Below are 15805 nucleotides of genomic sequence, written 5' to 3'. Positions count from 1 at the left end.
AATTTTGAAGTATTTTGATATTCAGCAATAAAAATATCATCCACACATGTAAAATAGGGAGCAGGGAGTCCGCGAACAAAGAAATGTTGCGGGCGATCATTTGATGTCAAAACTCTTCATGTGAACTACATATGGCTTGACTACGGGCTGGGTCAGGGCAATAATATTCTGGGTATCGGCAGCCTTGGAAAATTCCACAGCCTTATCTTTTTCCTCCAGAATCCATATGCCCTCATTCTCGTAACGGTAGGCCTCGCTGTAGCTTTCATCAAATGAATAGTAATATTGAGCGGAAGCATCGTCATGCGGTAGGCTGCGTTCTTTCAACACCTTCTGAGTTTTAAGACGAACCTTTTTTTTGAGTTTTTCGGTCGGTGTGCTGTCCAGGAAGGTTGTACGGAAAAGAGAACGAGATTGGAAGCGCCGGCAGAGATCCGACAGGATCGGATCATCGGAATGCTGCCAGTACTTAATGCTCTGGTAGACGTCATTGTCGTCCAGCTGAAGATACTGCTCCAGCACCTGCTGTGAAATGCCTTTTGTGGCTTCGGGCTGGTTTTCGAGAAAAAATTTCAGGGCCGGGGACGGCTGGTACAGGGATGCTCCGGCCTGGATAAGCTCCTGCACTCTTTTGAAAATATTCCGAAGCAGGATATCGGCGCTTAACACTGTCTTGTGCAGGTAGACCTGCATATACATCAGCCGGCGCGCCAGAATATAATTTTCAATAGCATAGATGCCCTTCTTTTCAATTACGATGTTGCCCTTGTACACCCGCATGGTCTTAAGAATCCGTTCAATGCCGACCGATCCTTCGTAGACTGAGGTAAAGACGCTGTCGCGCTTGAGGTAATCGAGGCGGTCGATGTCGAGCTGTGAAGAGATGAGCTGGTTCAGAAAGGGTTTTTTGGCATACTGGTTCGTAAAAATCTGGATCGCCAGGTCCAGGGCCCCGTTCATCTGCCTGTTGAGTTTCCGCATGATGGCCAGGGTCATCATCTCGTGATGGAAGTCATCAATCAGGTTGAACTCAAGGGTATGGGAGAGCGGGCCGTGACCGATGTCGTGCAGCAAAACGGCAATGAGGGTGCCCTCATATTCTGCGGGGCTGATGGTGGTATCCTTTTCGCGCAGATTGTTGAGTGTACGCTGGGCCAGCTCCATTGCTCCGAGGGCGTGGGAAAACCGGGAATGTTCCGCGGCGGGGAAGACCAGGTATCCCAGCCCCATCTGCTTGATTCGGCGCAGCCGCTGCACATACGGATGGTCAATAAGATCCAGTATGACCCCTTTGGGGACCGTGATGAATCCATGAATGGGATCGTTGAAGATTTTGTATTGCGTACTCTTGTCCATCGTGTATATGGTTTCAGTTAGGTACTGTCGTGCATGAGCACGGGCTATGGCTTTAAGGCTGGTTTACAGGGATACGGTAAGTCGATCGATATCCTTTATCTGTGGCAGCCTGCTGGGTTTTTGCTTTTGAAGGTCAAACCATACGCCATGTGCTTCAGCTACGGAAACAAGTGTTTTTTCCTTTTCTGTGTAAATGGCCTGGAAACTGGAGATGCTGGAGTTGCCGGTAGAGGCTATGCCTGATCCGATAAGAAGCGTTCCCGGGTACTCGGCTGGATGAATAAAATCAATCGTGATGTTTGCCAGAACAAAGCTGAACCCCTTTTCGAGCTGCTGGGCAAAGGCGGGTACCTGTTGTATGAACTTGATGCGCGCTTCTTCGTAATAGGTGCTGAAAAGGGCATTGTTGACGTGGTTAAGCGGATCGAGATCCCGAAATCGAATGGGTATGGAAGACCAGTGCGGGAACAGACCCTGTTGATATGGAGGTTTTTTCATAAAAAATCTGTTTGATTATCGCCGGTGGTAAGCCGGTGCCGGTACCGCTGCATTGCCGCTGCTGTTCATCAGAATGATTACAGGGGGGCAAAACAGCTGTTAATAGCTGAAAGATCGTACGTGTGTCCCTGAAGCAAAAAAAAGAAGTTAGATAAATTTAGCTAAAGATAAAATCGACTGCCACACAGCAAAGCGGGTGAGAGGGTCGGGCGGATTAGGGAGACAGCGGGTGCTGGCGCGGGTTAAATTACAGCTAACGGATGTCTGATCACATGCTTATATTCATGGGGTCAATTCCAAAATCCAAATTTGAAATGACATCATGATGGATGCCAATGAACAGCAGTTTTTAGAGAAGTTGTTAATTACCCCCAGCCCTACGGGGTTTGAAGCCGAGGGCCAGAAAGTTTGGAAGGAATATGTGGAACAGTTTGCCGACGAAGTGGAGGTAGATGCCTATGGTTCAGCCTGCGCCCGTCTGAATACCAGCTTTGATGTGATAACCGTGATGCTTGAGGCGCATTGTGATGAAATTGGCATGATTGTGCAGCATATCACCGACAGCGGTTTCGTGTATATCAACAAGCTGGGAGGAAGCGATTCAACTATCGCCCGGGCCAAACGGGTTCATATTCATACCAGCAGCGGTGTGGTATCGGGAGTGACGGGCAATAAAGCCATCCATTTGCAGGATAAAAAAAATGGCAAGGGCAAGCAGCCGTCCTGGAAGGATATCTACGTGGACATCGGGGTATCCAGCCGTGAAGAAGCCCTCGAGCTTGTACAGGTGGGTGATCCGATTACCTATGCCGATGAATATGATTACCTCTCCGACCATATCCTTTCGGGGCGCGCCCTGGACAACCGCATAGGCGGCTACATGATTGCCCGGGTCCTGCGTCAGTTGAAGGATCGCCGCGATGAGCTCAATGTGAATGTAGTGGCCCTAAATTCTGTACAGGAAGAGGTTGGGGGGTACGGGGCCCGGATGATGAGCTACCGCATAGCTCCGGACTTGTCTCTTGTGACGGATGTGACGCATGCCACCGACACCCCGGGGATCAACCACAAGGAGCATGGCTTGGTCAAGCTGGGCAACGGGCCCTCTATTCAGCACGGGGGGGCAAATCATGCCAAAATTGTGGAGTTTCTGGAAACGGTTAGCAAGGAGCATGAGATTGACATCCAGCATGAAGCAACCAGCGTTCGAACAGGAACGGATACGGACAGCATCTTTTATCAGAAAACCGGGATCCCCAGTGCATTGATTTCACTGCCGCTTCGGTATATGCATTCACCCGTTGAGACAGCTTCGCTGAACGATGTGGAGGCCCTGGTTGACTTGATGACGGAATCTGTACTGCGGCTGGCCCCCGACCAAACGTTTCAGGTCATTTGACTGTTTTGCTGTTTGATGCCCGGTTTGGCATTTCCTTGGAGGAATGCTGTCTGAGAATTTTTTAACCTCAAGAACCTTCTTTTGTTTATGCGTTTACCTATCACCCTGATTATTACCGGCTTGTTACTGACCGTTTCGCCCCTGTCTGCCCAGGAGCGTGAGAATAATACGGTGCAGGAAGCCTTCGTGCCCTACGAAACGGGCCCCAGTACAATTTACCGAAGTGCAAGTGGTGCCTCGGGGGCCCACTACTGGCAAAATTCGGCCAGTTATGAGATGGATGTTGCGTTGCATCCGGAAGAGCATAGGGTCACGACCAGTATGACCATTCACTATACCAATAACAGTCCGCAGCCGCTGGAGTTTATATGGCTTAAACTTGACCAGAACCTGTTTGATGATGATTCCTGGGGCGCCAAACTGACTCCTTATTCGGGTTCACGATTTGGAAACCGGGAATTTGACGGAGGACTGACGATTAAGGGGATCACCGTTCGACAGGGAAGTGAGAGCTACCGGCCGGAAACGCGCACGGTGGATACAAAGATGAAGATTGACCTTGAGGAGGACCTTTCCGCCGAGGGGGGAGAAATATCCCTTACCATCGATTATACTTTTGTAATCCCGGAGTATGGCTCGGATCGTCTGGGACGACTGGAGACCGAGGAGGGGCTTATCTATGAGGTAGCCCAGTGGTACCCGAGAGTGGCGGTTTTTGATGATGTGCAGGGCTGGAATATTCGTCCCTATCTCGGGGCCGGGGAGTTTTATATGGATTACGGAACCTTCGAGTACCAGATCAGTGCTCCCTCGGAATACATTGTTGTGGCTTCCGGCGAACTTCAAAATCCAGGAGAGGTCCTAACCCGCGAACAGCAGGCACGCTGGCAGGAAGCACAAGAGAGTGATGAACGGGTTTTCATCATTAAACAGGAGGAGGTGGGTACGGAGGCCTCGCGTCCCCGGGGGGCGGAACGGTTGACTTGGAAATACAAGATTGAGAATTCCCGTGACGTGGCCTGGGCCGCTTCCAAAGCCTTTATCTGGGATGCCGCGCGCATCAACCTGCCCGACGGCGACCAGTCGCTGGCAATGTCGGTCTACCCGGCGGAAAGCGCGGGCGATACGGCCTGGTCGCGTTCCACGGAATATGTGAAGGCTTCCATTGAGTTTTATTCCGACTACCTGAGCAAGTATCCCTACCCGACGGCCGTTAACGTAGCAGGAAAAGTGGGGGGGATGGAGTATCCCGGAATTGTATTTTGCAGCTGGAAGGCCACCGAAGGAAGCCTCTGGCGAGTGACGGATCATGAGTTCGGTCATATCTGGTTCCCGATGATTGTGGGATCCAATGAGCGTGAACATGCATGGATGGATGAAGGATTCAACTTCTTCATCAATGGCCTGAGTACCAACCATTTTAACAGTGGGGAGTACCATCGGGAGACAAATGCCCGCCTGCTCAACAACTGGCTGAGCAGTGAGGCCAGCGAACCGATCATGACGGCTCCGGACCAGATTCAGCCCGGGAACCTGGGGGCCGTAGCCTATCGCAAACCGGCATTGGGACTCAGGATCCTTAGGAATTCAATTCTCGGTGAAGAAGCTTTTGATGAAGCTTTTACGGAGTATATTGACCGTTGGGCCTATAAGCATCCAACGCCGGATGATTTCTTCAATACCATGGAAAATGTCAGCGGCCGTGAACTCGACTGGTTCTGGCGGGGATGGTTCGAAAAAAGCTGGACCATGGACCAAGCGGTGGATTCGGTAACTTATGTGAATGATGAACCGTCAGAGGGCGCCCTGATCAGCATCAGCAATAACGACAGGCTGGTGATGCCGGTGGTGATTAAAATCACGCAGGAGAACGGGAGGGAGGAGATCCTTGAACTTCCTGTGCAGGTCTGGCACCGGGGTGACAGCTGGACCATCTCCTATGACTCTTCGTCCAGGATACAGCGGATTGAGATCGATCCCCGCCGCGAATTTCCGGACGTCAACCCGGAGAATAACCGCTGGATCGGCGAACAGTAGTGTGCCCTGGAAGGTAAGAAACAGAAAAGCCTGTCCGGAGGGACAGGCTTTTTTTATGAGAATCTTTCGGTGGTAACAATCAACCACTATTCCGATGGCGGGGCAAGGGCTGTATCGATAATATGGACCACCCCGTTGACTCCTTCAATATCTGCAGTAGTTACGGCGGCCTCCCCGTTGATCGTAACGCTGCTGCCACTGACTTCAACCGACAGTTCTTTGCCATTCAGGGTGGTGTAGGTTTGGGAGGAAGAGAAATCCTGTGAGAGCAGTTTCCCGGAGACCACGTGATACTTTAGCGTGTCAGCTGACAGTTCCGCATTCTGCAGGGCTGTATTCGAGGGGGCGAAAATGGTGTAAGCGGAGCTGGTGTCTTCCAGAGTACTGGCCAGGCCGGTATTATCGATGCTCTTATCCAGTTCACTGAGCTGTTTTCGCTTGTGCACAAGACCGGTCACATCCAGGTAGGCATCCGGAAAAAGAACCTGGTCGGTGGCATAGAGGACCCCGTTACTGGCACCTACACCACCCACATAGTTGCTGCCGTTGATATACAGGCTGTCGTTGCTGATAACGAAGAAAATATTGTCGCCCTGCATACTCGTAAATGTCTCCTCGGCAGAAAGCTGGTTCAGGTCGATAATCTGTTCGATAACATGGTAGGAGAGGATGTCGATGAGCTGCTCGTCTGTCAAAGACTCCAGGGTGCCCGACGGCAAGGCATCAAAGGCATCATTCGTGGGAACAAGGAGGGTCAGGGGGCCTTCATTGGCAATGGTGGTATTCAGCTCCGTATCACTTATGATGTCAACAAAGGTATCAAAATCAGCATAGGACTGGGCCTGCTCAAGCAGGTTCTTGCTTGCGCCCTGGTTGGTATCGGTGCTGCTGTCGAGGCAGGACGTCAGAGCCAGGGAAGATATGAGAAGGATAACAGGAAGAAGGCAAAATCTATTATTCACTATCGATTGCATAATATGAGCTAAATTGGGATTGTTCTTGTATGGTAAGACAAATAATACACTTGGCAAAGGACTAATGACTATCCCATCCGAAAATTTAACTGTTTTAACAGGGATGGGTTCCACTTATAATACAGGGGATCATTTGAAATGGTACTGCCGGGCAATAGGGGTGCTGCAGCTATTGTTTTGACCCGGCTGCCTTTTGAATTCTGTTAACAAGGGCCGGGACCAGCGAATCGTGCTGGTCAGCGGTAAAAACTTCGATGGCCACGGTGCGATAACCCTGGTGGTCGGCCTGCCGAAATCGATCATAAAGCTCGTGTCCCAATTTTCTGAAATCCCCGGCATAGGAAATAACGTTGTCTCCCTGCTGTTCCGGGAGGCGGCTATGCAGCAGGTAAAGGGTATCGGGGTCATGCGGCAATTCGTCGGCACCAAGCCACCGCACGGCCGCATCAGGTGCATAGTGAGTGTACTTTGTGCCCGGGCTTTTGGCTGCTGCCTCCTGGTTATCCGATGAAACCGTGAGAATGTTTTTGTGGATAACGTCTTCAATCTCACGGGCCGTAATGGCACCCGGCCGGTAGATGCGGTAAGGTTCTTGAGATACGTCAAGAACAGTGGATTCCAGTCCGATGGCTGTTTCCCCGGCATCGATGACGGGGAAGTCATCGCCGAAATCCTCGCGGACGTGCTCCGGTTTAGTGGGACTTGGTTTTCCCGAGGAATTGGCACTGGGCGCAACCAGGGGACCGGTCCGGGCAATAAGTTCCTGCGACAGCGGGTGGCTGGGCCAACGGATGGCCACCGTATCCAGGCCGGCTGTTACAAGGTCCAGAACAGCCGGCTTCTTCTTGAAGATAAGGGTCAGGGGACCCGGCCAGAAATGGTGCATCAGTTTACGGGCATCATCCGAAATGTCCAGGGCAAATGGGTCTACAGACTGGATGGAGGCCACGTGTACGATCAGCGGATTGTCGGAAGGCCGGCCCTTCCGGGCGAAAACTTTTTTTATGGCCGATGGGTTCCAGGCATCAGCCCCGAGCCCGTAGACGGTCTCTGTGGGAAAGGCAACAATTTCTCCATCATTCAATAATCGGATAAATCGATCAAGCAAAACTGGCCTCCTTCTCGTATGCTGATGAAAGTTCTTTTAAAAAGGTTGCAGCTGCTTTGAGGTTCGGCATTTGGTGAATCACGAATCGTACCCGGTCATCTTTTTGAATAACCTTGAACCGGTCGTTTGCCTCCACCTGAAGGGTCTTCAAGAGCTTCTGGAACCGCTGGCCGTAAAATTCTTCACCCAGCCCGGAATCATGCTTGGGGCATTCCATCCACATCCGGTTAGATCGGATCCGGACTTTCGTGATGAAAAGGCGGGAAGCATACAGTTTAATTACGGCTCCTGTTATAAGATTTTGAGCCTCATCGGGAACAGGGCCGAACCGATCTTCAATTTCTTCTTTCCACTCGTTGATGGTTTCGAGTTTTTCCGCACCGGACAATTTCCGATAGAGGTTTAACCGTTCTACGCTGTCGCTCACATAGTCATTTTTCAGCAAGGCCGGAAGGTCGAATTCAACCTGGGTTTCGGGTAGTTCCACATCTATCTCTACATCACTGAAGACGTCACTGAATTCCTCTTTCTTAAGTTCCTTGACCGCATCATTCAGGATTTTCTGGTACAGATCAAAGCCCAGGTCATTGATGAATCCACTTTGTTCGGCACCGAGGATATCGCCCGCTCCCCGGATATCCAGGTCTCGCATGGCAATATTGAAACCGGAACCAAGGTCCGAAAACTCTTCAAGCGCCAGCAGCCGTTTCCGGGCCTCATCGGTGAGCGATTTGATGTCCGGAGTAATCAAATAGCAGAAGGCTTTGCGGTTCGATCGTCCCACTCGCCCCCGGAGCTGGTGGAGTTCCGCCAGTCCAAATCGATCGGCACGATTGATAATCATGGTATTGGCATTGGAGATATCTATACCGTTTTCAACGATATTTGTCGACAGGAGAACATCGAACTTGTGGTCGTAAAAATCTTCAATAATGGTTTCCAGTTTTTTGGAGCTCATCTGTCCGTGGGCAAAACGGATGCGTACGTCAGGAACGAGTTGCCGTACCATATTGGCAACAGCCTCGATGTTTTTAACCCGGTTGTGGATAAAGAAAACCTGTCCTCCGCGCGAGATTTCCTGGGTAATAGCGTCCCGGATAAGGTCTTCATCAAAACTGTGAATCTCCGTCTCGACCGGCTGTCGGTTGGCAGGCGGGGTGTTGATGATGCTCAGGTCGCGGGCGCCCATAAGCGAGAATTGCAGGGTCCGCGGGATGGGGGTGGCCGTAAGCGTAAGGACGTCGACCGTAGCACGGTATTTTTTCAGTTTCTCTTTAGCTGAGACGCCGAAGCGCTGTTCTTCATCAACAATCAGCAGCCCCAGATCATTGAAGGCCACATCCTTGGATGTCAGGCGATGGGTACCGACAATAATATCGACTTTTCCTTCTTTGAGTTTTTTCAGGGTATTTTTCTGTTCTTTACGGCTGCGAAAGCGGGAGATTACGTCGATTGTAACTGGAAAATCCTTCATTCGCTTCTTGAAGGTCTTGTAGTGCTGGTCGGCCAGGATGGTTGTGGGCACCAGTACGGCTACCTGCTTATGATTCATCACAGCCTTGAAAGCGGCCCGTACGGCCACCTCGGTTTTTCCAAAGCCGACATCTCCGCAAATCAGCCGGTCCATCGGGGTGCTGGCCTGCATATCCTCTTTTACCGCTTCAATAGCTTTGCGCTGGTCGGGGGTCTCCTCGAATTCAAAGCGGGCTTCCATCTCGGTTTGCCAGGAATTGTCGGGATCAAACTCAAAAGCGTTCTGGGACTTTCGCTTGGCATAGAGCTTAATGAGATCGCGGGCGATATCCTTGACCTTCTTCTTGGTTTCCTCCTTCTTGCGGGCCCAGCGGCCAGATCCCAGCTTGTCAATGCGTGGCTGTGTTCCTTCCTTTCCCGAGTATTTCTGGATTTTATGTAAACTGGAGACATTGACATAGAGGACAGAATTTTCCTTGTACCGCAATACGACCGACTCCTGCTCGATGCCCCGCACTTCAATTTTCTTGAACCCGGCAAATTTTCCTATTCCGTAATCCACATGGACAACATAATCGCCGATATTAAGATCACGCAGCTCCTTGAAAGAAATATTACCGGTGTGTCGTCTTCGGCCGGCCTTGGGGCGGTGGTAGCGGTTGAAAATCTGATGGTCGGTATAGACGGCCAGGCCTTTTTTGTTGAGCAGGAATCCCTGATGGATGGTTTCCACCGAAAGGTGGTACCGGAGATCGGGTCCCGGTTCACCCAGCAGCTCTTCAAACCGATCGCGCTGCCCCTCGTTGTCGCACAAAATGTACGTATCAAAACCCTGCTTGCTCAGACTCTCAATATTTTCACGCAGCAGTTTGATGTTCCCGTTGAAGTCGGGCTGTGGGCTTGCATCGAGCTTAGTACTCCAATCGGCCTGTTTTTCTTTAGAGAAGCCGCCCAGGTGAAGCTGTGCAAAGGCTGCAAGTGACTGTTCAAACTGTTCGGGGGCAACAAAGAGATCCTCCGGGCTGAGGACCCCGTCCTTGCCAGACAGCTGGTCGAACCGGGCAACGGCTGCTTCGAAGCGGTTTTCAATGTCTGATTGAACCAGGGAGGGATTGACCAGTAAAACGACGGTATCTTCGTCAAAATAGGAGAGGAGCCCTCGCTTTTCTCCCTGGTTCAGGCTTGAGGCATCGGGTACCAGGCGTACGGTGTTCAAATAGGATATGGACCGTTGTGAATCGGGGTCAAACTCGCGTATGGAGTCTACCTCGTCGCCAAAAAACTCCAGCCGAATCGGGTATTCGCCGGTATAGGGGAAAATATCCAGAATACCACCGCGCTGGGCGAACTCACCGGGCTGGCTGACAAATTTTACGGGGTCATATTCCTGGTCAACGAGCTCTTCCTTGAGCGCTGCCAGGTCCACACTGTCGCCATTGTTGATGGTGATGGAGGCCCGGGAAAAAATTTCGGGAGCAACAATCTTGTCAAAGACGGCGGCCGCAGAGGTGACCAGGACGTGCTGGTTGTGGTGTTTGATGTTCTCCAGTACCTCCGATCGCTGCACCACGATCGAACTGTCGGTTATCTGCTGGTCGTCGTAGGGATGTTGTCCTGTTTCCGGAAAGTAGTTGGCCCTCTCTATCCCAAGGGCATCCAGGTCGCCTTTCATGAATTTTGCTGATTCTGTATCTGCATGTATGATGACTACCTGGTCATACTTTTCGATGATCTTTGCCACCAAAAGAGAGGGGGTGGATCCCACAAAATGGTCCAGCAGCAGGATGTTCCGCCCGCGGATGTTGGCATGGAGCTCTTTCCAGGGGATCTGAGCAGAGAACGTTTTTAATACAGACTGTAATGCCATGAAAGGGAAAACAGATTAGGAATTTTAGCGCAGGAGTTTATGTAACAAAGGTACAGATTATGTCCGTTCAAATTATGACGGATCTGCTGCCCGGGTTGAATTTATTCCATTGCGTTGCGAAAGACAAAACGCTGGGACACAACAGACAGTATCAGCAGCAGAATACCGGGCAACAGGAACCGGGGATAAAGGTCCCGGTAGTCAGTATAAATGACTTCTTCGATCTCTGTTTTTTCCAGCTCATTGATCTGTTCATAAATAGAACGCAGATTTTCGGTGTCTGTGGCCCGAAAATAGCTGCCGCCCGTCATGTTGGCGATTTCGGTCAGCATGTCCTCGTCGATATTTACTTCTATGTTCTGATATCGATTGCCGAAAATGGGGTCTTGTACGGGATAAGGAGCCGTGCCGTGCGTGCCGGCACCGATCGTATAGATTTTAATATCCTGGGAGACGGCCAGATCTGCCGCAGTCACCGGGTCAATCTCACCCGAGTTGTTTTGTCCGTCGGTCAGCAGTATAATAACCTTGCTTTCGGCTGGGCTCTCCTTCAGCCGGTTTACGGCCGTAGCGATCCCCATTCCAATCGCGGTGCCATCTTCCACGACCCCCATCTCGACCTCGCCAAGCAGCCTCTTAAGAAGATCATAATCCAGAGTGGGAGGAACGGCAGTGAAGCTTTTTCGGGCAAACAGAACAAGCCCGATGCGATCCGAAATGCGTTCGTCAATAAAGTCGGCAGCTACATTTTTGGCGGCTTCCAGCCGATTGGGCTTGAGGTCTTCGGCCTTCATCGATGTGGAGATATCCAGTGTGAGTACAATATCGATTCCTTCGGCATTGCGTTCAACGGTCGTGTTCTGATACTGGGGACGGGCCATTGCAAGAACAAAAAGGGCGAAGGCAAGCCACTGCAGCAGGGGCGCAAGGTAGATGCCATAGGATTTCCAGTTTCCCGGGATATGTTCAAGCCGGGAGGTATCGGAGAAAGTGAGGCTTGGAAGACGGGCACTCCACAGGTTCCACACCTGGTAGCCGATCAGGGGAATGAGAATCAGCAGTAACCAGAGCCATTGCGGGTTTGCCCAACTCATACATCCACCTTTTGTGTGTTTTGCTCCTTTTCAAAACGTTCCCGCTGTGCTTCCATCCTCGATTGATGCTGGCGACGCAAATGTTCTACCCGGGGGCTGTCTATCTCTTTGGCTCGTCTGAGAAAAATTTGTGCCTTGCGAAGGGCCTCTTCAGCCTGGTCGGGCGAAGGCGTAAAGTGGGCGAACTTTACCATATCGGCCTCCTGCAATACGGATCGTGTTTTGTCAATCAGGTCGCGGTCAATAGAGCGGGCCTGAAGGCTTTGGATAATTTCACGGCTGGTGGATTCCAGTGCAGGGATATGGTGCAGGTCTTCAAAATACCGGCGGATGGCATCGCCCAGATCGATATAGAAGATTTTAAACTCTTCATGTGTTGCCGGCCGGCTTTTCTCCAGGCGGGCAATTTGTTGCTGCAGTACCTTCAGCGGGTTTTCGAAGGGTGTGGCGGAGAACTCCCTGGGAGCTTCGGCAGGCTGATCCTCTTCCTTTGTCCAGTTGGAATAGAGCAGATAGGCGGCAAGGCAGAGAAGAATGATAGCCAGGATATACGGCCACCAGGCAAGGGCAAATTCAAAGATGGGTTTCAGGGGACGAAAGGCGTCTTCTCCCTGGGCCAGTACGCTGTGAAAGGGGAGGGGGACGGGCGTAGTATGGAGGACCGTGGTGTCTTGCCCCTGTACCAGTAAAACAGGCAGTTCGGGAAGAAGGGTGTCTGCTGTGGCAAAAAACTGCAGCTGGTAGTAAACGCTGTCTTTGAAGGCGGTCACCTTGTACTGCGACCGTGATCGAATTTCGACATAATCGCCGGGCAGCTGGCTGGAATCCGGAAAAATGATCTGATCATATTCCCGTTCCCGATTCAGTACGATCGAGAAATCAAAAGTGTCTCCTACTTTAAGGGAATCGACCGCGGCATATTCATCCACCGTCTGGGCTTGGCTGCCCTGTAGCAATCCCACGCTGAGCCAAAGTACCAGCAGGAAAAGAAAATTGGTTATATTTGTATTGGTCACTGTTACCGTTCGTCGTTGATTGATACTTAAAACAGACCAGGAAATTAATTATTGCAGCCAATTTAAAAACGTCGGCGCTCAAAATAGAAAAAATCTCTCCCCGGGAAAAAAATTAATATCCAGAAAGACACTTAAAGTCAAAAAATGAATGTGCATAAAAACCAATAAAATAGTATGTTTACAGTCAAATAATCTCCAATATACAACACGAAAATAAATGCGAATCCTATTGTCCGGGGTGCTGCTCGGTTTTTCCCTTTTGGCCTGTACCAGTCAATCGAAAACGCCCCCTCCTTCCGACCGTTCCACCTCCCAGGATACTGTTGATGTTCTTGATGCCTCGCAGCTTGATGCTTTTGGTTTCAGCAGCAATGATGTTGAAGTGGAAGAGCGGACCATAAAGCGAAATGAAAGTTTATATCTTATATTGGATAAGCTTGACTTCTCACCGCGCGAGATCTTTTCCATCAGCAACAAGGCGCAGAAACTGGTCGATCTGAAATCAATGCGGCCCGGCCAGCGCTACCATATTTATACCGAATCGGATACTGTCTCCTCACCTGATCGCATTGTCTGGCAGAAAAACGAAATGGAGTATGTCGTATTTGACTGGCAGCAGGATTCTCTTGAGGTGTACAAGGCCGTTCGTCCGCTCTATACCGAAACCTCTGTCACCTCCGGCACCATCAACAACTCGCTTTACCAGACCATCAGTCACAATGGCGGCAGCCCGCTGCTGGCCCAGAAGATGGCCAAGATTTTCGGCTGGCAGGTTGATTTTTTCAGTATTCGGAGCGGAGACAGTTTTAAAACTTTGTATGAGAATCGTTATGTCGACGATGAATTCTACGGGGTGGGTGATGTACTGGCGGCTGAGCTTAGGCATCGAGACAAGCTGTTCCGCGCCTATTACTTTTCCAGTGGCGAGATAGAAGGCTTTTTCAATGAGGAGGGCGAAAGCGTGCAGCGTGCGCTGCTCAAGGCCCCCTTTGAGTATGATCATAGGATCAGCTCACCCTTTTCCAAGAACCGGATGCATCCGACCCTGAACAGGCGCCGGCCCCACAATGGCGTTGACTATGCCGCACCCTACGGAACCCCCATTCTTTCCACCGGCTCCGGCGTGATAACCAGGGCGGGCTATCGAGGGGCCAGTGGTAATATGGTGCAGGTCAAACACAACAGAACCTATCAAACGGCCTACCTGCATCTCAGCAAGTTTGCGAAGGGCATCCGCCCGGGCGTGCATGTGGACCAGGGACAGGTTATTGGTTATGTGGGAAGTACCGGACGTTCGACCGGCCCGCACCTGCATTATGAGGTTAAGCGGAATAATAGGGCTATCAACCCATTGACAATGGACTTGCCATCTTCAACCTCCATTCCCGACAGCATGATGGCAGAATTCAAGGAAGTTAAAAAAGCCTACGAACAGCAGTTGGACAGCCAGGGCGGAGAGGCCGGGGAGGAGGGAGTTATCACATACAACATGTCCGGGCGTTGATCAATAGCGATGCATCCGCCGGTGAAAAAACGAGATAAGGGGACGAACGTAAGAGGCATTGGTTTCTACTTCAATCATATCAATTTTAAGCCGTAAGAGCTGATCATGCAGCTTCTTTTTATGCTGCAGGCGCTTTTTCCGATATTCCTTTCGAACACTCTTGCTTGAGGTATCTACGAGTACTTCCCGGCCTGTTTCCGCGTCGGTAAGGGGAATCAGTCCCAGATCAGGAAGTTCATCCTCAAGCTTGTCATTGATGAATATGTTGACCAGGTCATGCTTGCGGTTGGTGATTTTCAACTGTCGCTGAAACTCTGAGTCCTGGAAGTCACTGGCGAGGATGATGATGGCCCGACGGTTTAGAAGACGGTTGACATAGGAGAGGGCTTCGCTGATATCTGTTCCCTTGCCCCGGGGTTCCGTGGTAAGAAGTTCACGGATAAGCCGCAGGACATGCAGGCGTCCCTTTTTGGGAGGGATGACTTTTTCGATCTCATCGGTGAACAAGACGAGTCCCACTTTGTCCCCGTTTTTTATGGCGCTGAATGCCAGTACGGCACATATTTCGATAGAGAGGTCCATCTTGCTCTGGTTTCTGCTGCCAAACAAGCCACTGGGCGAAATGTCCACACACAGCATAAGCGTCTGTTCGCGCTCCTCTTCAAATTGCTTAATAAAAGGATCGCCGGAACGAGCAGTAACATTCCAGTCGATCTGGCGGATGTCATCCCCGTAGTTATATTGGCGAACTTCAGAAAATTCCATGCCCCGGCCTTTAAAGGTGGATTGATATTCCCCTCCAAAGATACTGTTGACCATGCCCTTGGTCCGGATTTCAATTTTTCGAACTTTCTTGAGGATCTCTTTTGAAATCATAGGTAGCTCGTTGGTTAAAGGTCTGCTGGAAGAATACAAGAATTCAGAGGCAGTTGAAAGGGGCGGCGTAAAATTATGGGTTCACTGATCAGGGCCTTCATGGTAATGATTTGATAATATTCAGATAACGATGTGTTAATGCTAGATGCTTCTTTTAAAAAGGCTTGTGAACTACCATCGTAACGATAGATTCATGTCATGATCATAGGGAGCAGATTCAGCAGGAAGCATCACCGGTTTTTACGCAAAATCGGGGCAATGTCTGAAGACGACAGCTCCCGTAAAATTTCGGTTCAGGAGCTTAACGACAGCCTCGATACCGATCGGACCGAAATGAAGAACGTACTTGAACACCTGCGAGAGCTCGGCTTTATCAATATTGAAACTATTGGCGGTCCGCTGCTGTATGGTCATATCAGCATTACTGCGGCCGGATTAAGAAAATATAACGACATATAGCCATTCTGTCGTATTCCCTTTTTTATGTTTTTTATCATTCAGGGCATTAAAACTTTCCCGAAAATTGCCTACCTTTGGCACGGATTTGGCCTGAAGGTTTTAACCTTCGACATACAACCGACAGTTAGGTTCTGACATTCAGGT

The 15805-nt window shown here is 50.5% G+C and carries 12 protein-coding genes; 4 read left to right on the top strand and 8 right to left on the bottom strand.

Features of this window, described 5'->3' with window-relative positions; all coding sequences use genetic code 11:
* Positions 1-96: 96 nt before the first annotated feature.
* Both FN808_RS03225 and FN808_RS03220 read right to left on the bottom strand, forming a co-directional pair.
* The gene (locus tag FN808_RS03225) at positions 97-1356 is read right to left on the bottom strand and encodes an HD domain-containing protein (RefSeq protein ID WP_142713114.1); all 1260 of its coding nucleotides are present in this window, start codon (positions 1354-1356) and stop codon (positions 97-99) included.
* 63 nt (positions 1357-1419) lie between these two features.
* Positions 1420-1854, bottom strand: coding sequence for an acyl-CoA thioesterase (locus FN808_RS03220; protein WP_142713113.1), 435 nt, complete (start codon positions 1852-1854; stop codon positions 1420-1422).
* Between the two features lie 322 nt (positions 1855-2176).
* On the opposite strand from FN808_RS03220, the gene FN808_RS03215 reads away from it, so the two are divergent.
* Both FN808_RS03215 and FN808_RS03210 read left to right on the top strand, forming a co-directional pair.
* On the top strand, positions 2177-3253 hold the full coding sequence (locus tag FN808_RS03215) for a M42 family metallopeptidase (protein ID WP_142713112.1): 1077 nt from the start codon (positions 2177-2179) through the stop codon (positions 3251-3253).
* Positions 3254-3340: 87 nt separating this feature from the next.
* On the top strand, positions 3341-5290 hold the full coding sequence (locus tag FN808_RS03210; RefSeq protein WP_142713111.1) for a M1 family metallopeptidase: 1950 nt from the start codon (positions 3341-3343) through the stop codon (positions 5288-5290).
* 86 nt (positions 5291-5376) lie between these two features.
* Here the strand turns inward: FN808_RS03210 and FN808_RS03205 are convergent, their stop codons facing one another.
* From FN808_RS03205 to FN808_RS03185, 5 genes are all read right to left on the bottom strand, one after another.
* Positions 5377-6252, bottom strand: a complete 876-nt coding sequence (locus FN808_RS03205) for a fasciclin domain-containing protein (protein ID WP_185958228.1) — start codon at positions 6250-6252, stop codon at positions 5377-5379.
* A 181-nt stretch (positions 6253-6433) separates the two neighbouring features.
* On the bottom strand, positions 6434-7372 hold the full coding sequence (locus FN808_RS03200; RefSeq protein WP_142713109.1) for an L-threonylcarbamoyladenylate synthase: 939 nt from the start codon (positions 7370-7372) through the stop codon (positions 6434-6436).
* A complete protein-coding gene (gene mfd / locus FN808_RS03195; protein ID WP_142713108.1) occupies positions 7365-10712 on the bottom strand; it encodes a transcription-repair coupling factor in 3348 nt (1115 codons plus the stop codon). Before mfd ends, FN808_RS03200 begins: the two co-directional genes overlap by 8 nt.
* Before the next feature lie 101 nt (positions 10713-10813).
* Positions 10814-11806, bottom strand: a complete 993-nt coding sequence (locus tag FN808_RS03190; RefSeq protein ID WP_142713107.1) for a vWA domain-containing protein — start codon at positions 11804-11806, stop codon at positions 10814-10816.
* Positions 11803-12822, bottom strand: a complete 1020-nt coding sequence (locus FN808_RS03185; protein WP_142713106.1) for a hypothetical protein — start codon at positions 12820-12822, stop codon at positions 11803-11805. The genes FN808_RS03190 and FN808_RS03185 overlap by 4 nt, the downstream gene beginning before the upstream one ends.
* 217 nt (positions 12823-13039) lie before the next feature.
* Here FN808_RS03185 and FN808_RS03180 point away from each other — a divergent pair, with 217 nt between their 5' ends.
* The gene (locus FN808_RS03180; RefSeq protein WP_142713105.1) at positions 13040-14326 is read left to right on the top strand and encodes a peptidoglycan DD-metalloendopeptidase family protein; all 1287 of its coding nucleotides are present in this window, start codon (positions 13040-13042) and stop codon (positions 14324-14326) included.
* On the opposite strand, the gene FN808_RS03175 is transcribed toward FN808_RS03180, so the two are convergent.
* Entirely contained in the window at positions 14327-15202 is an 876-nt protein-coding gene (locus FN808_RS03175; RefSeq protein WP_142713104.1) for a DUF58 domain-containing protein, read from the bottom strand.
* Between the two features lie 258 nt (positions 15203-15460).
* Between FN808_RS03175 and FN808_RS03170 the strand changes: the two genes are divergently transcribed.
* Positions 15461-15661, top strand: a complete 201-nt coding sequence (locus FN808_RS03170; protein ID WP_142713103.1) for a hypothetical protein — start codon at positions 15461-15463, stop codon at positions 15659-15661.
* Positions 15662-15805 lie beyond the last annotated feature (144 nt).

The organism is Fodinibius sediminis (genome assembly GCF_900182555.1).
Taxonomy (GTDB): Bacteria; Bacteroidota; Rhodothermia; order Balneolales; family Balneolaceae; genus Fodinibius; species Fodinibius sediminis.
The sequence above is the reverse complement of the archived record's forward strand: the minus strand, read 5'-3'. Positions and strand labels throughout refer to the sequence as shown.